Annotated in this window: 18 protein-coding genes, 1 pseudogene and 1 riboswitch; of the genes and pseudogenes, 7 read left to right on the plus strand and 12 right to left on the minus strand. The window is 36.0% G+C overall.

The window, feature by feature from the left end:
* Positions 1-81 precede the first annotated feature (81 nt).
* The 5 genes from AC1M36_RS15210 to phaR form a co-directional block, all read right to left on the minus strand.
* On the minus strand, positions 82-1431 hold the full coding sequence (locus AC1M36_RS15210; RefSeq protein ID WP_336452758.1) for a TrkH family potassium uptake protein: 1350 nt from the start codon (positions 1429-1431) through the stop codon (positions 82-84).
* Between the two features lie 23 nt (positions 1432-1454).
* Positions 1455-2648, minus strand: coding sequence for an NAD(P)/FAD-dependent oxidoreductase (locus tag AC1M36_RS15215; RefSeq protein ID WP_479846008.1), 1194 nt, complete (start codon positions 2646-2648; stop codon positions 1455-1457).
* Positions 2649-2791: 143 nt separating this feature from the next.
* Entirely contained in the window at positions 2792-3877 is a 1086-nt protein-coding gene (gene phaC, locus AC1M36_RS15220) for a class III poly(R)-hydroxyalkanoic acid synthase subunit PhaC (protein ID WP_336452759.1), read from the minus strand.
* Between the two features lie 83 nt (positions 3878-3960).
* On the minus strand, positions 3961-4704 hold the full coding sequence (locus AC1M36_RS15225; RefSeq protein WP_336452760.1) for an acetoacetyl-CoA reductase: 744 nt from the start codon (positions 4702-4704) through the stop codon (positions 3961-3963).
* A gap of 157 nt (positions 4705-4861) precedes the next feature.
* The gene (gene phaR, locus AC1M36_RS15230) at positions 4862-5344 is read right to left on the minus strand and encodes a polyhydroxyalkanoic acid synthase subunit PhaR (RefSeq protein WP_336452761.1); all 483 of its coding nucleotides are present in this window, start codon (positions 5342-5344) and stop codon (positions 4862-4864) included.
* A 198-nt stretch (positions 5345-5542) separates the two neighbouring features.
* On the opposite strand from phaR, the gene phaQ reads away from it, so the two are divergent.
* The 7 genes from phaQ (at position 5543) to AC1M36_RS15265 (ending at position 11087) form a co-directional block, all read left to right on the plus strand.
* Complete coding sequence (gene phaQ, locus AC1M36_RS15235; protein WP_336452762.1) at positions 5543-5995, plus strand: poly-beta-hydroxybutyrate-responsive repressor; 453 nt, start codon at positions 5543-5545, stop codon at positions 5993-5995.
* Positions 5996-6037: 42 nt separating this feature from the next.
* Positions 6038-6562, plus strand: a complete 525-nt coding sequence (gene phaP / locus AC1M36_RS15240) for a polyhydroxyalkanoic acid inclusion protein PhaP (RefSeq protein ID WP_336452763.1) — start codon at positions 6038-6040, stop codon at positions 6560-6562.
* 101 nt (positions 6563-6663) lie between these two features.
* A complete protein-coding gene (locus AC1M36_RS15245; RefSeq protein ID WP_241816043.1) occupies positions 6664-7107 on the plus strand; it encodes a MaoC family dehydratase in 444 nt (147 codons plus the stop codon).
* A 172-nt stretch (positions 7108-7279) separates the two neighbouring features.
* Complete coding sequence (locus AC1M36_RS15250; protein WP_000241213.1) at positions 7280-7465, plus strand: alpha/beta-type small acid-soluble spore protein; 186 nt, start codon at positions 7280-7282, stop codon at positions 7463-7465.
* A 118-nt stretch (positions 7466-7583) separates the two neighbouring features.
* The gene (locus AC1M36_RS15255; RefSeq protein ID WP_336452764.1) at positions 7584-8903 is read left to right on the plus strand and encodes a TrkH family potassium uptake protein; all 1320 of its coding nucleotides are present in this window, start codon (positions 7584-7586) and stop codon (positions 8901-8903) included.
* 38 nt (positions 8904-8941) lie between these two features.
* A riboswitch (yybP-ykoY riboswitch) is annotated at positions 8942-9116 on the plus strand.
* A 79-nt stretch (positions 9117-9195) separates the two neighbouring features.
* Positions 9196-9993: a TerC family protein gene (locus tag AC1M36_RS15260; RefSeq protein WP_336452765.1), complete on the plus strand. Its 798-nt coding sequence runs from the start codon at positions 9196-9198 to the stop codon at positions 9991-9993.
* A 242-nt stretch (positions 9994-10235) separates the two neighbouring features.
* Entirely contained in the window at positions 10236-11087 is an 852-nt protein-coding gene (locus AC1M36_RS15265) for a formate/nitrite transporter family protein (RefSeq protein ID WP_336452766.1), read from the plus strand.
* Between the two features lie 234 nt (positions 11088-11321).
* On the opposite strand, the pseudogene AC1M36_RS15270 reads toward AC1M36_RS15265, so the two are convergent.
* From AC1M36_RS15270 to AC1M36_RS15300, 7 genes and pseudogenes are all read right to left on the minus strand, one after another.
* A pseudogene (locus tag AC1M36_RS15270) lies at positions 11322-11576 on the minus strand (cyclic-phosphate processing receiver domain-containing protein).
* A gap of 15 nt (positions 11577-11591) precedes the next feature.
* On the minus strand, positions 11592-12374 hold the full coding sequence (locus tag AC1M36_RS15275) for a prepilin peptidase (RefSeq protein WP_479846009.1): 783 nt from the start codon (positions 12372-12374) through the stop codon (positions 11592-11594).
* Between the two features lie 54 nt (positions 12375-12428).
* The gene (locus tag AC1M36_RS15280) at positions 12429-13139 is read right to left on the minus strand and encodes a LutC/YkgG family protein (RefSeq protein ID WP_336452767.1); all 711 of its coding nucleotides are present in this window, start codon (positions 13137-13139) and stop codon (positions 12429-12431) included.
* On the minus strand, positions 13136-14560 hold the full coding sequence (locus AC1M36_RS15285; protein ID WP_336452768.1) for a LutB/LldF family L-lactate oxidation iron-sulfur protein: 1425 nt from the start codon (positions 14558-14560) through the stop codon (positions 13136-13138). The genes AC1M36_RS15280 and AC1M36_RS15285 overlap by 4 nt, the downstream gene beginning before the upstream one ends.
* A 16-nt stretch (positions 14561-14576) precedes the next feature.
* Positions 14577-15296: a (Fe-S)-binding protein gene (locus AC1M36_RS15290; protein ID WP_336452769.1), complete on the minus strand. Its 720-nt coding sequence runs from the start codon at positions 15294-15296 to the stop codon at positions 14577-14579.
* A 170-nt stretch (positions 15297-15466) separates the two neighbouring features.
* Positions 15467-16156 carry a FadR/GntR family transcriptional regulator gene (locus AC1M36_RS15295; protein ID WP_336452861.1) on the minus strand — a complete coding sequence of 230 codons (690 nt, stop codon included), beginning with the start codon at positions 16154-16156 and terminating at the stop codon, positions 15467-15469.
* A 467-nt stretch (positions 16157-16623) separates the two neighbouring features.
* Complete coding sequence (locus AC1M36_RS15300; RefSeq protein WP_336452770.1) at positions 16624-18006, minus strand: sensor histidine kinase; 1383 nt, start codon at positions 18004-18006, stop codon at positions 16624-16626.

The raw sequence follows: 18006 nt of genomic DNA on the forward strand, positions 1-18006 counted from the left end.
CATTCTACCTTCATAGGTAGAATGGTTTCATGTTATCCCGCATTAACGGGCAGTAAGAACTCCACTGATTAAAGTTTCACTTTATCCAATGATAATTCTCTCTTTCGGATATTTATAGCGCGGTGGTTGTTCTCTTCCACCACTAGCCAAAATAAATGTTAAGATGCCAACACGACCAATAAACATAAGAATAATTAATACAAGTTTTCCGATTGTAGTTAAATCAGAAGTGATACCTGTCGATAGTCCCGTCGTTCCAAATGCAGAACATACTTCAACAATTAAACTCATTAATGGTACGTTTTCAGTCATTGATAAAATAAATAGCGCCGAAGCACATAATACAATCCCCATCGTCATAACAACAGATGCCTTTAAAATATCTTCTTCATGTAATTGCCGTTTAAAGACACGTACCGTTCTACCGCCTTTTGCAAACGTATATAGGGAAAGAATATTTACAGCAAACGTCGTTGTACGTATCCCTCCTCCAACTGAACTTGGAGAAGCACCAATAAACATTAAAACACTCATAAATAAAAGCGTCGGCTGTGACAAGTCCCGTATATCCATTGTCGCTAACCCGCCACTTCTCGTTGTAACGGATTGAAACAGTGTATAAAACACCGTTTCATGCCACGTTTTCCCTAATAAAAATTGATTTCGCTCCAATAAAAAAATAACGATTGTTCCAACAATAACAAGAGAAAAGAATGTCGTTGTCGTCAGTTTTGTAAATAGTGAGAAACGAAACAATTGATGTTTTTTCTTACTTAAGTACTGCTTGACCTCCATTAATACAGGAAATCCGATTGCTCCTAAAATAATAAGTAGCATATGAATAATTTGTACAATATAGTCATTTTTATATGGAATAAGCGACTGACCTGTTAAATCAAACCCACCATTCGTCGTCGCACTAACAGCGGCAAAAAAACCGTGAAAATACGCTTCTTGCCAAGTTGGAAAATAGAGTAAAAACCTTGTGCCCAAGAGGAGTGCTCCAACCGCTTCTATTGAAACAATTAAAATTAAAATAGACCGCATGAGCTCAACAAGACCTGACAAATTCCCCTGGTTATGGTCTGCCATAATTAATCTTCTTCGCTGCAGACCAATTTTTTTCCCTGTTAACATCCACACAAATGTACCAAGTGCCATAATTCCTAAACCGCCTAATTGTAATACAAGCGCTAAAATAATAATGCCTGCCGTATTAAACGTATCCGGAATAGAAACCACTGAAAGTCCTGTAACACTTACGGCACTAACGGATGTAAATAACGCATCTATAAATGTCCACTTTACACCTGGTTTAATGAAAAATGGTAAACTTAATAAAATTACCGAAACAATTACTGCTATAAAATAAAATAAAACAATAAGCTGCACCGGACGTAACTTTTGTAAAAATTTCTTTATATTTCTCATTCCATCACTTCGCTACCTTTTTTCTATCGATTAAACAAAGAAAAATCACCATTTTCTTTATTTGTAAATAACTGCTGAAATAGTTTTGCAAATACCATTCCATATACAGTTCCATTTCCCCCATACGGTAATGCATAATACAAATTAGAGATTTTCCTATCTTCTTTACATATAGGAAGGCCGTCATGACTTCCCCCAAATGCAGCAGCCCAATAATATTCGGCTCTTACATTTGAAAGATTTGGAAACATCTCTTGTATAATTTTAGTAAGTACCTCTCGTTTATACAATAACTTTGTATCACCAAGTTTCTGAAGTTGCATGGATTCATCCAATCCGCCTATAATCATTCGATTCTTATACGTACGGAAATATAAATACGGACGAGCAGTCTCCCAAATTAATGATTGTTCGTACCATCCATTAAAATGCTCTTGTTCATTTGTAATAATAGCATAAGAAGTTTCTACTGTTGCATTCGCTTCTTTTTTGCCAAATAGCATTTCATATCCCGTAGCCATAATCACTGCTTTCGCTACAATTTTCTTACCCGTTTTTATATAGGAAACTACATCTTTTTGAACTGACTTAATATGAATAACCTCTGTGTTTTCGAAAATAGAAGCTCCTAATTGATTTGCTTTATGTATAAGACCATGTGCTAACATATACGGGTTCACTTCTGCATCTCCCCCTGTATATAATGCCGCCGGTTTTGTAAATGAATATCGTTTCTTAATATCAGATTCTGTAAAATACGTAACAGGGAATCCGTAACGTTGTAATGTACGATACTCTTCTTGAAGGAATAAAACATCTTCATTCTGACTCGCATAATATAAACTGCTTTTTGGAATGAAACAAGGGTCCATATCTAACTTTGGAACAATCCGTTCTAATGTCTGTAGTGCCTCATAACAAAGCTGATAAGTACGCACCCCTTTTTCTTCACCAAACGTATGAATCATAGAAGTTAATGATTTATCATGAGCAACTTGGAGTATTCCTGTATTTGCAAGTGTACTCCCATTTGCAACTTTTCGCTTATCAATCAATATAACCTTCATGCCTAACAACGTTAAAAAATATGCAATATGAGCACCTGTTTCACCGCTCCCTACAATCAACACATCACATATCATATCATTTTCTAATAGTGGATAACAAGGCATACAAGCTTCTTCATTCCAGTATAACTTCCCTAATGTTAATTTCATAACTATGCTCCTAAATTTTAATTTCCTTTCTTTTATTTTTTGTTACTTTACATAAAAAAATCCAGCTAGCCTATACTAGCTGGATTTTCCATTCCATTCGTATGAACAAACAAAATATTTGTTCAAGCCACCACTACTTTACCTCAATTAGAGCGTTCCTCAAGCCAGTTTCCAACTGTAGGATACGTTTGTTTTACAGCAGTTCCGCCATATACAATTGACATATGTCCTGTCGGCAAGCATACATACTGTTTATCTGTACTAGAAATATGATCTAAGAGCGCCTCTACTTGGCATGGCAATGCAATATGATCACGTTTTGCAGAAATATTTAAGACATTTGCCTTAATGTTTTCAAGTTTTACTTTTTGACCTCGAATTACGAGCTCACCTTTAACCAATTTATTATTTTGATAAAAATCGCGAATCCATTGTCGATACGATTCACCTGGGAATGGAATACCATCTCCAACCCATTTTTGAACGAGCCTCCAGCTTTCAACAAAACGCTCATTTTCTGAACGGTCAAGTAAAGCAACATACGGACCAACGAAGTTCGTAATTGGCTTTAACATTTTATTCCCGAAATCAATCATTTCTGGCGGAATATTCCCAAATGTATCTACCGCTTTATCTAAGTTAAAATACTTTTCATCTAATAATGGACCATATAATCCTGTTTCAGAGAAATCAAATGGACTTGTCATAAAAATTAAATTACGAATTGGCATATGTGGGTGAAGTGCTGCATAAATGGAGGTTAGCGTTCCTCCCATGCAGTAACCAAGTAAAGAAATCTCGTCCGATTTTGCAGTTCGCATGACCTTTTTAACTGCTTTTGCAATATAATCGAACACGAAATCATCAAATTTCAAATGACTGTCTTCTAACCCAAATGTACCCCAATCAAGCATATATACATCAAAACCACGGTCCACTAAATATTCCACCAAACTATTTCCTGGTGTCAAATCCATAATATATGGCTTATTAATTAGCGCATAAATTAATAAAATTGGAACCGAATGTGTTTTTTCCTGCTTTGGAACGTAGCGATACAGCTTCGTTTTATTTTTTGTCCAAATGACCTCTTTTGGAGTTAAACCAACTTGCGGCTCTGGTTCACGCAGTAAAACCTCACTCGCTCTTTTAAAACGACGATATGCTTTTCGGTATTCTTCTGGGTATAGTTCTAATTGCTTTTCCCATTCTGTTACGAATGTAGTCATTTTCCTATCTCCTTTTTGATGGATTTCCTTCTTCAAGAAAGAAGTGCACTCCTGCTATGGATATGCACTTTCTCCGTCCTTCATTACATATATAATCCGCCGTTAATATTTAACTGTTGACCAGTGATATACGCTCCATCACGGCATAGGTATACAACACCTTTTGCAATTTCATCAGCTTGTCCAAAACGTTTCTTTGGAATCTTAGAAACGATTTTTTGACGAACGTCTTCTGGTACTTCTGCTACCATTTCTGTATCAATGAATCCTGGGCAAATCGCATTCACTGTTACATTTGTTTTCGCAAGTTCTAACGCTAATGATTTCGTAAACCCTAACATACCAGCTTTTGCTGCCGAATAGTTTGTTTGGCCAAATCCACCAGCTTGTCCAATAATAGAAGAAATGCTAATGATTCTACCTTCTTCTGATTCTGTTATGTAAGGAAGTGCCGCACTCGTTGTATTAAATACACTACTTAAATTCACATCGATTACGCGATCCCAGTCTTCACGATTTAACTTTTTGAATGTACGATCTCTTGTAATACCGGCATTATTCACAAGAATATCTACCTTACCAAAATGATTTACCGCTTCATCTACAAGGCGCTTTGCATCTTCTAGCTTAGAAACATCTGCTTGTACTGCATATACATCATGACCTTCTAACCCTAATTCATTCACTAGATTTTCAGCTGCTTCTTTACTGCTATTATAGTTAATAACAACCTTTGCACCCTCTTTTGCTAATGCTATTGTAATCGCTTTTCCAATTCCTTTTGCTCCACCTGTTACGATTGCTACTTTACCATTTAATTGAGTCATTTCTTTTCCCCCTTTAATGAATTTATGAACGATAATGAATGAATCGAATTAGCACTTATATAAAAAGCACCATATATAATATTTTTTCGCCGTTATACTGCCTGCAAAAAGGATTCTCCCTTCCCTTTTTGAAACGAGTAAACAAGGCGCTTCATAACTATTTTTTATTTTCTGGTTTCACAGGTGCTTTCGCCGCTTCTTTCACGGGTTCCTGTAATTTTGCTAACACTTCATTTTGTTTTTCAAGTAATTCTAAAATCTTGTCTACCTTATTTTCTAATGTACGAATATCTTGTTTCACTTTTGTTACATCACGCTTTAGCGTAGGAGATTGTCCTAGAGATTCTGCTTTTTCTTCCAAAAATTCTTCAATGTTATCAACTTTATTTTCTAAGTTGATAACAAGCGTAGCTACCCTTGCAATATCTTCTTGAGTTGGTATATTCACTTTTTCTAAATAGCCCTTTGTTGCATCATTTAACATCTTCTGATAAAACAAGTTCAAATCTAGAACGCTTCCCATCCAAGCAGAATACTCTTCTGTTTTGATTGTTTCATTGAGCGCTTTTCCCCAAAATGTTTCAGTCTGTTCATAAGCTTCTTTCCATGCTTGTAGTGGATCGAATTTTTGATCAATCACTTCTCCTACACTCCCTTATTCGTTTTTGAAACAATTCAACCTATTCACTATTTTCTAATATTCTGAATAAAACTTCAAGTCTGTATTTTATTTTTTTCTATATTCTAACAAATGTATTGACATTGAAAACAGATAGGTGTAAATTGCACTTATAAGCAAAAAATTCCATCTGACTGATTCATGAGGTGATGCACAATCATGCTACATAATGAACCAGAACAACAAGAAAGTTTGGAAAAAAACCAATCCAAACAACCAAACTCCATGCCAAAAAACTTCTTAGTTCCCTTCTTACTTCTATGTCTAAAAGACTGGAGTCTTCACGGTTACAAACTGATTCAAATGCTAATGGATATCGGCTTTTCTTCTGTTGACCAGGGTAATGTGTATAGAACATTACGCAAGTTAGAAAAAGAAAACCTTATTTCTTCTACTTGGGATACAAGTGAAGGCGGACCAGCAAAGCGAATTTATTCTTTAACAGAATATGGAGAGCAATATTTAGCAACATGCGCGACCTCTTTTGAACATTATCAAAATATGCTGCGGACGTTTTTCACGTTATATACCAACGCATTCTTTCCATTTTCTACTTCTCCAGAAAAGGATGAGAAAAACTCTTCATCTTCACCTGGTGGTACAGCAGAATAATCTGCGTTCACAATATGCAAAAAAACATTTGGAGGTCAAACCATGGAAACTAAACCATACGAACTTGTCGATGCATTTTGGAAAAATTGGTCACATTCTCTTTCCCTTTTCTCTTCAGCAGGGAAACAATTAGAACAACTTACTTTAGAAACATTAAAACAACAACAAGATGCTTTGCATAAATTAACAGCAGGGGTAGATGAACTCGAAAAAGAACTACAACAATTCACTACTCAATTGAATAGTCAATATACAGAATACGTGAAGCAATTTACAGGAAATTCCTTAAACGAACAAATTAACGAATGGCAAGAAAAATGGAATGAACTTTCTAATCATATTCGTCAACTAACTGTGTCTCCAACAAAAACATCTTTATCAATTCTTACTCAAACGAGTGGCCAGTTTGAAGAAACAACAAAACAATTCATTGAACAACAACAACTTCAACGGGACGAGGTTCAAAAACAACTAGAAAGTTTTTTGGAAGAATTCAAATCTACGCAGTTGGAACTCGTACAAAAGTTCGAGGAAAACTCAAAAAATCTATTTACTTCCATCAAGTAAGAAAAATGTGGCAGCTTACCGCAGAACAAACTAAACTCTTTCTTCCTCCCATTACATCAAGATGGCTTACATTTTTCGATATGGAAAAGAAGGAGGAAAAAATGAATCCATTTCAAGAAGCACAGTCTGTTCAAGAGCTTCATTATGATGAGATTCAAGTTGGCGATCAAGCATCCTTAACAACAACGATTACGAATGAGGACATTATCACTTTTGCAAAACTGACTGGGGATGTAAATCCAATTCATATTCTAGACTCTTTTGCAAAAACAACAATGTTTAAAGAAAGAATTGCACACGGTATGCTTGTTTCAGGATTTATTTCTACCGTTCTTGGAACAAAATTACCAGGGAAAAATACAATTTATTTATCACAAAATGTATCATTTCGGGCACCTGTAAAAATTGGTGACACTTTACGCGTAGTTGCAGAAGTGATCAAAAAACGTGATGATAAAAAAATTATTACATTGCAAACAAATGTATATAATCAGTTGAATAACCTCGTTGTCGAAGGGACGGCAACAATACTGAAAAAAGAGTAGCAAATGTGCTACTCTTTTTTCATATCCAATAACTTCTAATCTCACCGATTACTTCCGTGTATGGTCAAACATATAACACATACACTAACGATACCAGTTTATACAGTGAATACATCTCTTCACTGTTCATTAAAAACAAATAAACTGGAATATAAATTAGGATGTGTGATCAATGGTAAAAACAAATAAATTACTTGTTCCTGGCGCTGAGCAAGCATTGGAACAATTTAAATATGAAATTGCTCAAGAATTCGGTGTAAGCTTAGGTTCTAATACAGCATCTCGTTCTAACGGATCTGTCGGTGGCGAAGTAACAAAACGTCTCGTTTCCTTAGCACAACAGCAATTACGTGGATAACCCTATAAACAATGGATTCAAGAGGCAGACACATTCTGCCTCCTTTCTTTTGCACAACATACATTGTAATCCTTCTTCACATACTACAAAGAGCAAACCGAAAGGAAAGATGTATGCTATGAAAAGGATTAATATCAGAATGAGCCCACCTCATGTACTTACATTATCTTTTATTGCACTATCCATTATCGGAACATGCCTATTAAAACTACCTATCTCCACTACAACTTCTATTTCTTGGCTAGATGCCCTCTTTACAACTGTTTCTGCATGTACAGTTACAGGACTCGGCGTTGTTGACACCGGGAAAATATTCACCTTATTTGGGCAACTTGTCATTTTAACACTCATACAAGTTGGCGGTCTTGGGATTATGAGCTTTGCCATATTAATTGCGATTATGCTCGGAAGAAAAATCGGTCTTCAAAATCGAATTTTACTACAACAAGCGTTAAACCAAACAAATATCGGCGGAGTGATCCGTCTTGCAAAATCATTATTTCTATTTTCTTTTACTATTGAATGTTTTGCTACCCTTCTTCTTGCTTTTGAATGGATTCCAAAATACGGTTTTTCCAATGGACTATATTACAGTTTTTTTCATGCTATTTCAGCATTTAACAACGCCGGATTTTCCATTTGGACTGATAATTTAATGTCACAATCTCATAGTATACTCGTCAACATAGTCATTTCTTCTCTCATCATTTTAGGTGGAATTGGTTTCACAGTCATAGTGGATATAAAAAGAAAACGAAACTTTAAGAACCTTACGTTACACTCTAAACTTATGCTCTCTTCTACTCTTATTATAAACATAGCTGCTACAATTTTAATTTTTATATTTGAATTCCATAATCCACTTTCCATGAAAGGATTTACACCGTTTGAAGAAGGACTAGCAGCCTATTTCCAAGCTGTTTCCACACGTACCGCTGGATTTAATACTGTAGACATGGCACAACTAACAAAACCATCACTTTTACTCATGATGTTACTTATGTTCATTGGAGCTGGTAGTGCTTCAACAGGCGGAGGCATTAAATTAACAACCTTTTTAATTATGTTATTAGGAGTACTTAAATTTTTGCAAGAACAAAATGATATTGTCATCTTTAAAAAATCAATCAAAGATGGTTTGATTGTAAAATCACTTGCCATTGTAGTCATTTCAATCTCATTTATTTTCTTCGCTATATTAATTTTAAGTATCACCGAACAAGTTCCACTCTTAATGAGTGCCTTTGAAGTATTCTCAGCATTTGGGACTGTTGGTCTGAGTATGGGACTTACCCCTAAGCTTACAATAATCGGAAAGCTAACGATTATATTTATGATGTTTTTTGGAAAAATGGGCCCTTTAACATTAGCATTTGCTTTTGCACGTAAAAAACAAAGAAAGATAAAATATCCGAACGAAGACATTTTAACGGGTTGACAAACATTTACATTACTTATATAATGAAAATACAATAGCATATCTCCAAAGGGGAGTAGCGTCCAAGAATTTATTCTTGGAAACAAAGTCGTCATTACGTAGAACCTAGTTCTTCCGGCTTTGTTGGCATTTTCATTACATATGTCTAGCAAGACCTTTGCCTATCAACGGCAGAGGTCTTTTTTGTATTTTCTAGCTTATTCCACCGTTGATAGGCTGGAGTATGGGGAAACTAAACAGTGGGGAACCTCTTCACTTGTTTAATATTTATACAAATGAGAGGAGAATGTACATGGATGTATCATTATTATTGGAGTATGGTTGGGTATTATTAATTTTAGTTGCATTAGAAGGAATTTTGGCAGCTGATAATGCGCTAGTTCTTGCTATCATGGTAAAACATTTACCAGAAGAAAAACGAAAAAAAGCATTGTTTTACGGTTTAGCAGGAGCTTTCGTCTTCCGCTTTGGGTCATTGTTTATGATTTCTTTCTTAGTCGACGTATGGCAAGTGCAAGCAATCGGTGCGATTTACTTAATGTTTATCGCTGGTAACCACTTATTCAAAACATACGTTAAGAAGAATTCACATGAGGAAAATGAAGAGAAAGAATCAAAAAAGAAAAAAGAAAATTTTTGGTGGACAGTATTTAAAGTTGAAGTTGCTGACATTGCGTTTGCTGTTGATTCTATTTTAGCGGCAGTTGCATTAGCAATGACTTTACCAAAAACAGGCCTTGGTACAATTGGTAGCCTTGATACAGGACAATTCCTAGTTATTTTTGCAGGCGGAATGATCGGATTAATTATTATGCGATTTGCTGCAACTGCTTTCGTACAACTATTAAAACGCAAACCTGGATTAGAAACTGCTGCTTTCTTAATCGTTGGTTGGGTTGGTGTTAAATTAGCTGTTTACACATTAGCTCACCCTGCTTTAGGTGTTATTCCACACAGTTTCCCAGAGTCTACTCCATGGAAATTAGGATTCTGGATTGTATTAATCGGAATTGCAGCTGGCGGTTGGTTCTTCTCAAAAGATACAACTGTCGAAACTTCACAAAAGAATTTGGATGAAAAAGCGCTGTAACAACAGCGCTTTTTCATTTACTCCACATTAACTAATCCATTAGGTTTCACTTTACTACATAAAACTACCCCTCTGCTTTTACAAACATATGATATTATACTACATTTTGTTAACGCTTTCATTTTCAAGGTATGTCCTTTTTGTGAAATATTGCACAAACTTATTGAATCTAGGAGTAAATACGTGTACTTTATTCATATAAGGAGTATTTACAGACAATGCACTAAAGGAGCGTATTACTTATGCTAGAACAAGGATTAGCTTACGTTGTACAACTTGCGCAGAAGAAGAAAAAAATGCTGGATGCAAATCCAACGCAATACTTCATTCGCGCTGCACTAGCTGGCATCTATATCGGCTTTATTATTGTATTATGTTTTAAACTAGGTAACTTTTTTCATATCGCAAATTCACCCGGAACATATTTAGCAGCTTCTATGTTTTTTGGAATTGCACTTATCTTAATTATATATGGTGGAGCTGAATTATTTACAGGAAATACAATGTATTTTACAGTTGCAACTCTGCGAAAAGAAACTACAATTATCGATACACTTCGTAATTGGGGTGCTTGTTATGCGGGTAATTTAGCAGGTGCAGTATTTTTCGCATTCCTATTTTATGCAACTGGTATTTTCGAAGCAATTGATCATGAACATTTAATGAGCAAAGTCGTTGAAGTAAAAATGGGAACACCTACAATGCAATTATTTTTCAAAGCGATTTTATGTAACTGGCTGGTGTGCCTGGCATGTTTCCTTCCTTCTCAAGTAAAAGGCGATACTGCAAAAATACTGATCATGATGTTTCTTGTCTTCACTTTCTTCTTATCTGGTTATGAACATAGCATTGCAAACTTATCACTATTTGCATTATCTTTAGTATCACCGCATCCTGATACAATTTCTTTCGCTGGTGCTATCCATAACTTAATTCCGGTTACACTTGGTAACATTATTGGTGGATCCGTATTTGTTGGTATGGTATATCATTATTTAACTATAAAAAATCCAGAGCCTAAGTTGGCAGAAGGTAACTTAGAAGCAATTCAACAAGAAGAAATTATACCTTTACAAGCACATGTGAAACACTAAAAAGTTCCAAGGATCCCTTGGAGCTTTTTAACTTCCTGTACATTTCACTTGTATATTTCGGGAAATATCTCCCGCTTCCTTTCCCTTATTTACCCCGCATTAACGTGCAGTAAGACCTCCACCTCAAAATTCAATGAGAGCAAAGAAGTTAGGTGGAGGATCAACTGCACGTAAAAGCCCGATTGGTGAGGGCTAATAATCAGTAGGGGATGAAGCTCCCTACTGATTAAAGTTTCACTTTATCCGCTCTAACATGTACTGCATACCAATTGAATCATTTGTATGTAAATGAATTTCCTGTACGTAAAGACCTTCCGTACAAAAAACTTCCAAAAAATTCAAACCATTTTTCTGACGTCATCCCATATTATAGTCGAGAGATAGAATACTCACATCATGGTCTCTAACAATTTTGACAGCCTCTTCTACCGTTGTTACTAAAACATAACCGGATGGACAAGGCCTTTGATCATCCATATACACTTTCATCCTCTATCTCTCCTTTTACTCCAAAGATACCATAACCAAATAACAGACGGTTCCCAGTGCAATAAACGGCCCGAATGGTAAAGCTTGTTTTCGATTCATCCGTCTTAATAAAATAGCAATTCCGAAAAAACAAAGGCTCACGCTAGAAGCGAAGCAAAGCACAATAAAAATTGCTTTCGCCCCTATTATAAATCCGAGCAGTGAAAGAAATTTCACATCGCCTCCTCCAAGTCCATATGGAAATATGATTTGAACGAGATATAATGCACTAAATATCGTTCCTCCACCTATCAAGCTATCCCACAAAGGAACGAACGAAATAAAAATACGCTCTATTAAAAATAAACAAGCAAAATAAACTAAAACGACATCTGGAATTAACATATAGAACAAATCTGTCATCGTAATAATAATGAGTAAAGAAAGTAACGTCCATATAAAAATGAGTTCTTTCTCCATTCCAATCACACACGTAAAAAAAAGAAAAATGCCCCCTGTTATCACTTCAAACAATGTGTAAATAAAAGGTATTTTCATTTTACAATGAATGCAGCGACCTCTTTGCAAACAAAACGAGACAATTGGAATAAGTTCTTTCGGACTTAGCGTATGATGACAGCCATGACAATAAGAACGCGGAGTAATAATAGATTGTCCCACTGGAATACGTACTGCTACAACTGTATAAAAAGAACCAAGCACCGTTCCTATTAAAAAAGCATATAAATAAAATGTCACACCACCCTCTCCTTTCCCCCAAAAATATAACAAAAAGAGTGCGGTACTTCCATTTCGCATTATCTGTATTCTAATAAAAAAAGCAGGCCATTTCTTAGCCTGCTTTTCTCCATTTTACACTACGAAATAATATGCTTTTAATGGTCCGTGTACACCTACAACAAGATTCATTTCAATATCAGCTGAATTACTTGGTCCCGTAATGAAATTAATACAAGATGCTACTCCTTCTCCATTCTCTACACGCGTATTCATATCATGAACCGCTTGTGTGATACGTGGTACGATTGTTTCACGTGGAATGATTGCACAATAAATTGTAGGCAAGAAATGTAAAGAACGACCTTGTCCTTTATGACTTTGCACGACAATTGTACCAGATTCTGCTAATGTGTAATCACTAAAGGCAATACCGATATTTGCTTTTTCAGCCAAGCGAATATTTTCTTCTTTTTTCTCTGGATCCCAAGTGTTTACTTCAACATTTTGACTTGGAAGCTCTTTAGAAAATAACGAATTCAAACCGTACGAAGTAAAACGCTCATCTTCTGATAATAAAATAGGTCCGCCACCGTTTTCAAGAATTACCTTTTGCATCGCTATACTTAGTTCATCTTTTGACGTTTCAATTACAGTCGTATGAATGTTCGTACACTGTTTTTTGAATACTTCCAGCAATTCTTCCTGTGAATAATCTTTCAGCGTTTCTACGTTTACATTATTTTTCCACGCTGGACGCTGCACACCTTCTGTTTTACGTGCACGTCCAAGTTCTTTGGCAATGTTCTCTAAAAAAGAATCACGGTTTTGAATTGTCCCTGTCATCGGTCGTTCCCGCCTTTCTTATGATCTTTATACCAATCACGGAATCTTTCCTTACTTGGAGCTGGAAACTCACGAATATCCGTCCAGTTTTTCAACGGCCCTACGCCTTTCGTTACACGATTACCAGACGTAAATGGACTCATTGCTGCTGGAGCCATTTTCGATCCCATTTTGTATAACGCCGCTGAAGAAGCACCCATACTAAACATCTTCATTGCTAGTTTTTCTGCAAGTGGTGCTCGTCCTTCTTTTTCAACAATAACTTGACGATGTTTTAATAATAAATCATGTAGTGGAATTTTTACCGGACAAGCTTCTGTACAAGCCCCACATAAACTAGATGCATATGGTAATTCTTTATAATCATCATATCCCCCTAAAAGCGGTGTTAATACAGCACCAATTGGTCCTGAATAAATGGAACCGTAAGAATGTCCACCCACATGACGATACACAGGACATACGTTTACACAAGCTGCACAGCGAATACATTGTAAAACTTGACGGAATTCAGAGCCAAGAATTTGAGAACGCCCATTATCTACGACAACTAAATGGAACTCCTCTGGTCCATCTACTTCCTCTTCTTGAATTGGCCCTGCTACTGTTACATAACTTGTTAGTTTTTGCCCAACCGCACTACGGCACAGTAAACCAACAAGAACATCTAGTTCTTCCATCGTTGGAACCATACGTTCCATACCCATTACTGCAATTTGTGTTTTTGGAATCGACATAACAAGGTCAGCATTCCCTTCGTTTGTTACTAAACAAAGAGAGCCTGTATTCGCAACTGCGAAGTTACATCCCGTTACCCCAATTTCAGCATCCATAAATTTTTCACGAAGTTGTTTACGAACAAACTTTGTCATTTCATATGGATCATCAGAATTTTCATATCCAAGTTTTTCTTTAAATACATCACGAATTTGCGTTCTGTTTTTATGAAGTGCTGGTGCAATGATATGAGATGGTGGATCGTTATCCACTTGCAGGATGTACTCACCTAGGTCACTCTCTAACACTTCACAACCAATTTCTTCAAGCGCATGGTTCATACTAATTTCTTCCGTTACCATCGACTTTGATTTCACGACTTTTTTCGCTTGCTTCTTTTTCGCTACTTCTTGAATGTACTGTGCTGCTTCTTCTTTCGTTTTCGCAAAGAAAACATGTCCGCCTCTTTTAGATACATTTTCACTCAGTTGCATTAAATAGTAATCTAGATTTTCTAACGTATGCTGACGAATTTGTTCACCAAGTTCACGCCACTCTTCCCAATTTCCTAATTCATCGGCTGCTTTTAATCTATTTGTATACAAACGCGTTTGTGCAGAAGATACTGCACCGCGCATAAATGAATCTTGAATTCCATCGCCAACGCGATCATTAAATTTTTTCTCACTGATTTTCATAGACATAGCTTATGTTCCCCCTTCATGAGCGACTATTCAATACCTCAGCAATATGCATTACTTTTACTTCTTTACCTAAGCGCTCAATACGTCCGCCAATGTTTAACAAACACCCACAGTCAGCACCAATTAAATAATCAGCACCTGTTTCCATTACACTATCAACTTTCTCATCTACCATTTGCTCAGAAATTGGTGTCATCTTAACTGAAAACGTTCCTCCAAAACCGCAACAATTTTGTACGTTTGGCAGTTCTTTTACAGTTAATCCTTTCACATTTGATAGTAAAATTCCTGGTGCTTCTTTTACTCCAAGCATGCGTGTCATATGACAAGATTTATGAACAGTTGCTGTACCTTCTAAGTTAGCTCCCACATCTGTAACTTTTAATACATCTACAATAAATTGTGTTAATTCAAATGTTTTATCTGCCACTTTTTGTGCACGTGCTGCCCACTTTGGATCATCTTTAAAAACGTGTGGATACTCGTGAAACATTGTCGCACAAGAACCAGATGGCGTAACGATGTATTCTGCATCTTCAAAAGTTTCAATCATATGTTTCATCGCTTCTTTCGCTGCCTCTACATGTCCGCTATTATAAGCTGGTTGACCACAACAAACTTGCGCTTCTGGAAATTCAATTTCACAACCTAAACGCTCCAACAATTCAACTGTTGCTTTCCCGACATTCGTTTCAAACATATCGACTAAGCAAGTAACAAACAAAGTAACTTTCATAATTATAATTCCCCCTCATTACAACTTCGCCAACAATCATATGGTCATCAGATGACTAGATAGAAAGAAGAAGTTAGGAATATTTTCCTACCTGATCCTCTCCCTAAAAGAAAACGCTTACTTAACCTTTCTTCTATTTTATCAAAAAAATAAAATTTCGAAAGACTAAATCACGAATTTATACCTCTTCTACCTGTGACAATATGCTCTACATTTGTTAAATGATTTAGCATTGCTTGCTGTGCAGATTCTACATCTTGCTCCAATACCGCATCATATATAGCTTGATGCTCTTCTAAAAGTCGTTCTGCTGTTGTTTGTTCACCATATAAAATAATGCGTCTTGATTCTCCTATCGTTTCAGCAATCATTTCTGAAACATGATTCATAAGTTCAAGTAAGATGTTATTATGCGAAGACTCTGCGATCCCCATATGAAAATGAAAATCCGCTTTTTCACCAGCTTTTTCATTCCCAATGCTTTTTGCCATTTCATCTAACCAGTGTTTCATATTTTGTAAATTATCTTCTGTACGCTTCGCTGCAGCTGCTCGAACTGCCCCCACTTCAAGCACTTTACGAACTTCTAATAAATCCAAAATATCTTCTTTCTTCATTAACAACGTATGATTTAACGACTTTGTTAATGCTGAAGAATCGAAGTTTTTCACATATGTCCCTTCCCCTTGTTTCATTTCAATTAAGCCCATTGCCCGCAAAGCACTCAGCGCTTCACGAACTGCAGATCTGCCAACTTGAAACTGCTCAGCTAATTGATGAACAGGAAGAAGTTTGTCACCAGGTTTTAACGTACCATTTTTAATCATTGTTAAAATGGCTTCAGATACCTCTTCGTAAATTTTTTTCGGTTTAATAGATTTGTATTCCAGTTAAATCACCTCAGTATCATCCAAACAACAATTAAAACGATTTATAAGAACATAGCATCCATACCTATTTTAGAACGAATTGGTAAGAAGTACAAATGTTTTGTTCATAAAATCGTCAAATTCTTGCTATATGCAGTAAAATAATGGTTATTATACCCATAATTGATTTCTATTTTTTCTATGTCAATACCAGTTAAAAAACGCTAAAATTTTTCTTTTTAGTTTGAAAAGAGCATATAGCCATGCATAGAAGCAGTTAGATCTTTTTTTAATCCCTTGCCAAGTGTAAACAAAAGAAGAAAACGGGTGCGGGTCAGCCTTTATTCTTTGTAACCGCAACTTGTATATTGAAAAAGCATGTTCTAACCAAGCTAGAACATGCTTTTTTCCTCATTTCTCTCACATTAACGGGCAGTAAGACCCCACTGATTAAAGTTTCACTTCATCTTTAATTGTATAATAACTGTTGTGCCCTTTCCTTTTTTGCTTTCAACCTGCCACTCTCCATCATGGATATGCACAATTTGTTTTACAATGGCAAGCCCTAAACCGGTTCCTCCATGCTGACGACTTCTCGCTTTATCTACCCGGTAGAACCTTTCTCCCAGTTGCCCTAGATGTTCCAAATCAATTCCAATTCCCGTATCTTTTATTCTCAGTTCACAATACTTATCTTGTTTCTCCAAATGTATGGCAATACTACCATTTTGATTTGTAAAACGTATCGCATTATCTAACAAGTTATGAAGCACTTGTTGCATCCGATCCTCATCAATCATAACAATAATATCTGGATCAAGATTCGTTGAAATATGCAGTTGTTTCTCTGTACTTTTCAATTCATACGTTTCAAGTACATCTTCAATGAGCTGTGCGAATACGATTGGTTGTTTCTTTAATGGAAAGTGCTCTCCTTCTAGCTGCGCTAAGTCTAACAAATCGTGCACAAGCCGCTGCATGCGCCCCGCTTCTTTATGGATAAGTTGTGTAAATTTCGATTGCTGTTCTCCCTTTGCAACGCCATCTAAAATTGCTTCACTATACCCTTTAATATAACTAAGTGGCGTCCGAAGTTCATGCGAAACGTTCGCTAAAAACTCCTTGCGTTTTGCATCTTCAGTCTCCAATGAAGTTGCCATTTTGTTAAATGCTTTACCTAGGCGACCAATTTCATCTTCAGATGAAATTGTAATACGCTCAGAAAAATCTCCTGTTGCCATATGATTGGCAACTTGTTCCATTTGTGAGAGCGGCTTTGTAATTGCGATAATAATTTTTCTACCAATCCATACTGTAAGTAAAATCATAACTAGAGCTAACGGAGCCAAAATAAGTCCCATATCATAAATTAGATCTTTAATACTCTTTAATGGGATATATGAGTACACAATTCCAACTAACTTCTTACCATCTAAGACAGGAATGACAACTCCCATAATATTACGATCGAAATGCTCTTCATATCCAACTTTTGTAACCGTCTTTCCATCCAATAATGTTTGTCTATCATTCTCACTAATAAGAGAATGATGATGTACATCAAAAGGTAAACAAGCACTTAAATCACGCGGATTACTCACAAAAAGGACATCCGCAATCGAGATGCTATCAAACGCCCGGACTTTCTCTTCAAATACCGACACATCTTTATGTTTGTTATATTGGGATACGAGTTGTTTTCCTTCCATTACTAGTGAATCTTCGATATTTTGAACATATAACTTTTCATATGAATATAAGGACACGAAATAGAGAAAAGAAACTGTTACACATACTGCACATACTACCGTAAGCCAAAGCTTTTGTACCATCGTAAACAT

The sequence above is a fragment of the Bacillus sp. Medicinal_06 genome, from assembly GCF_056711665.1.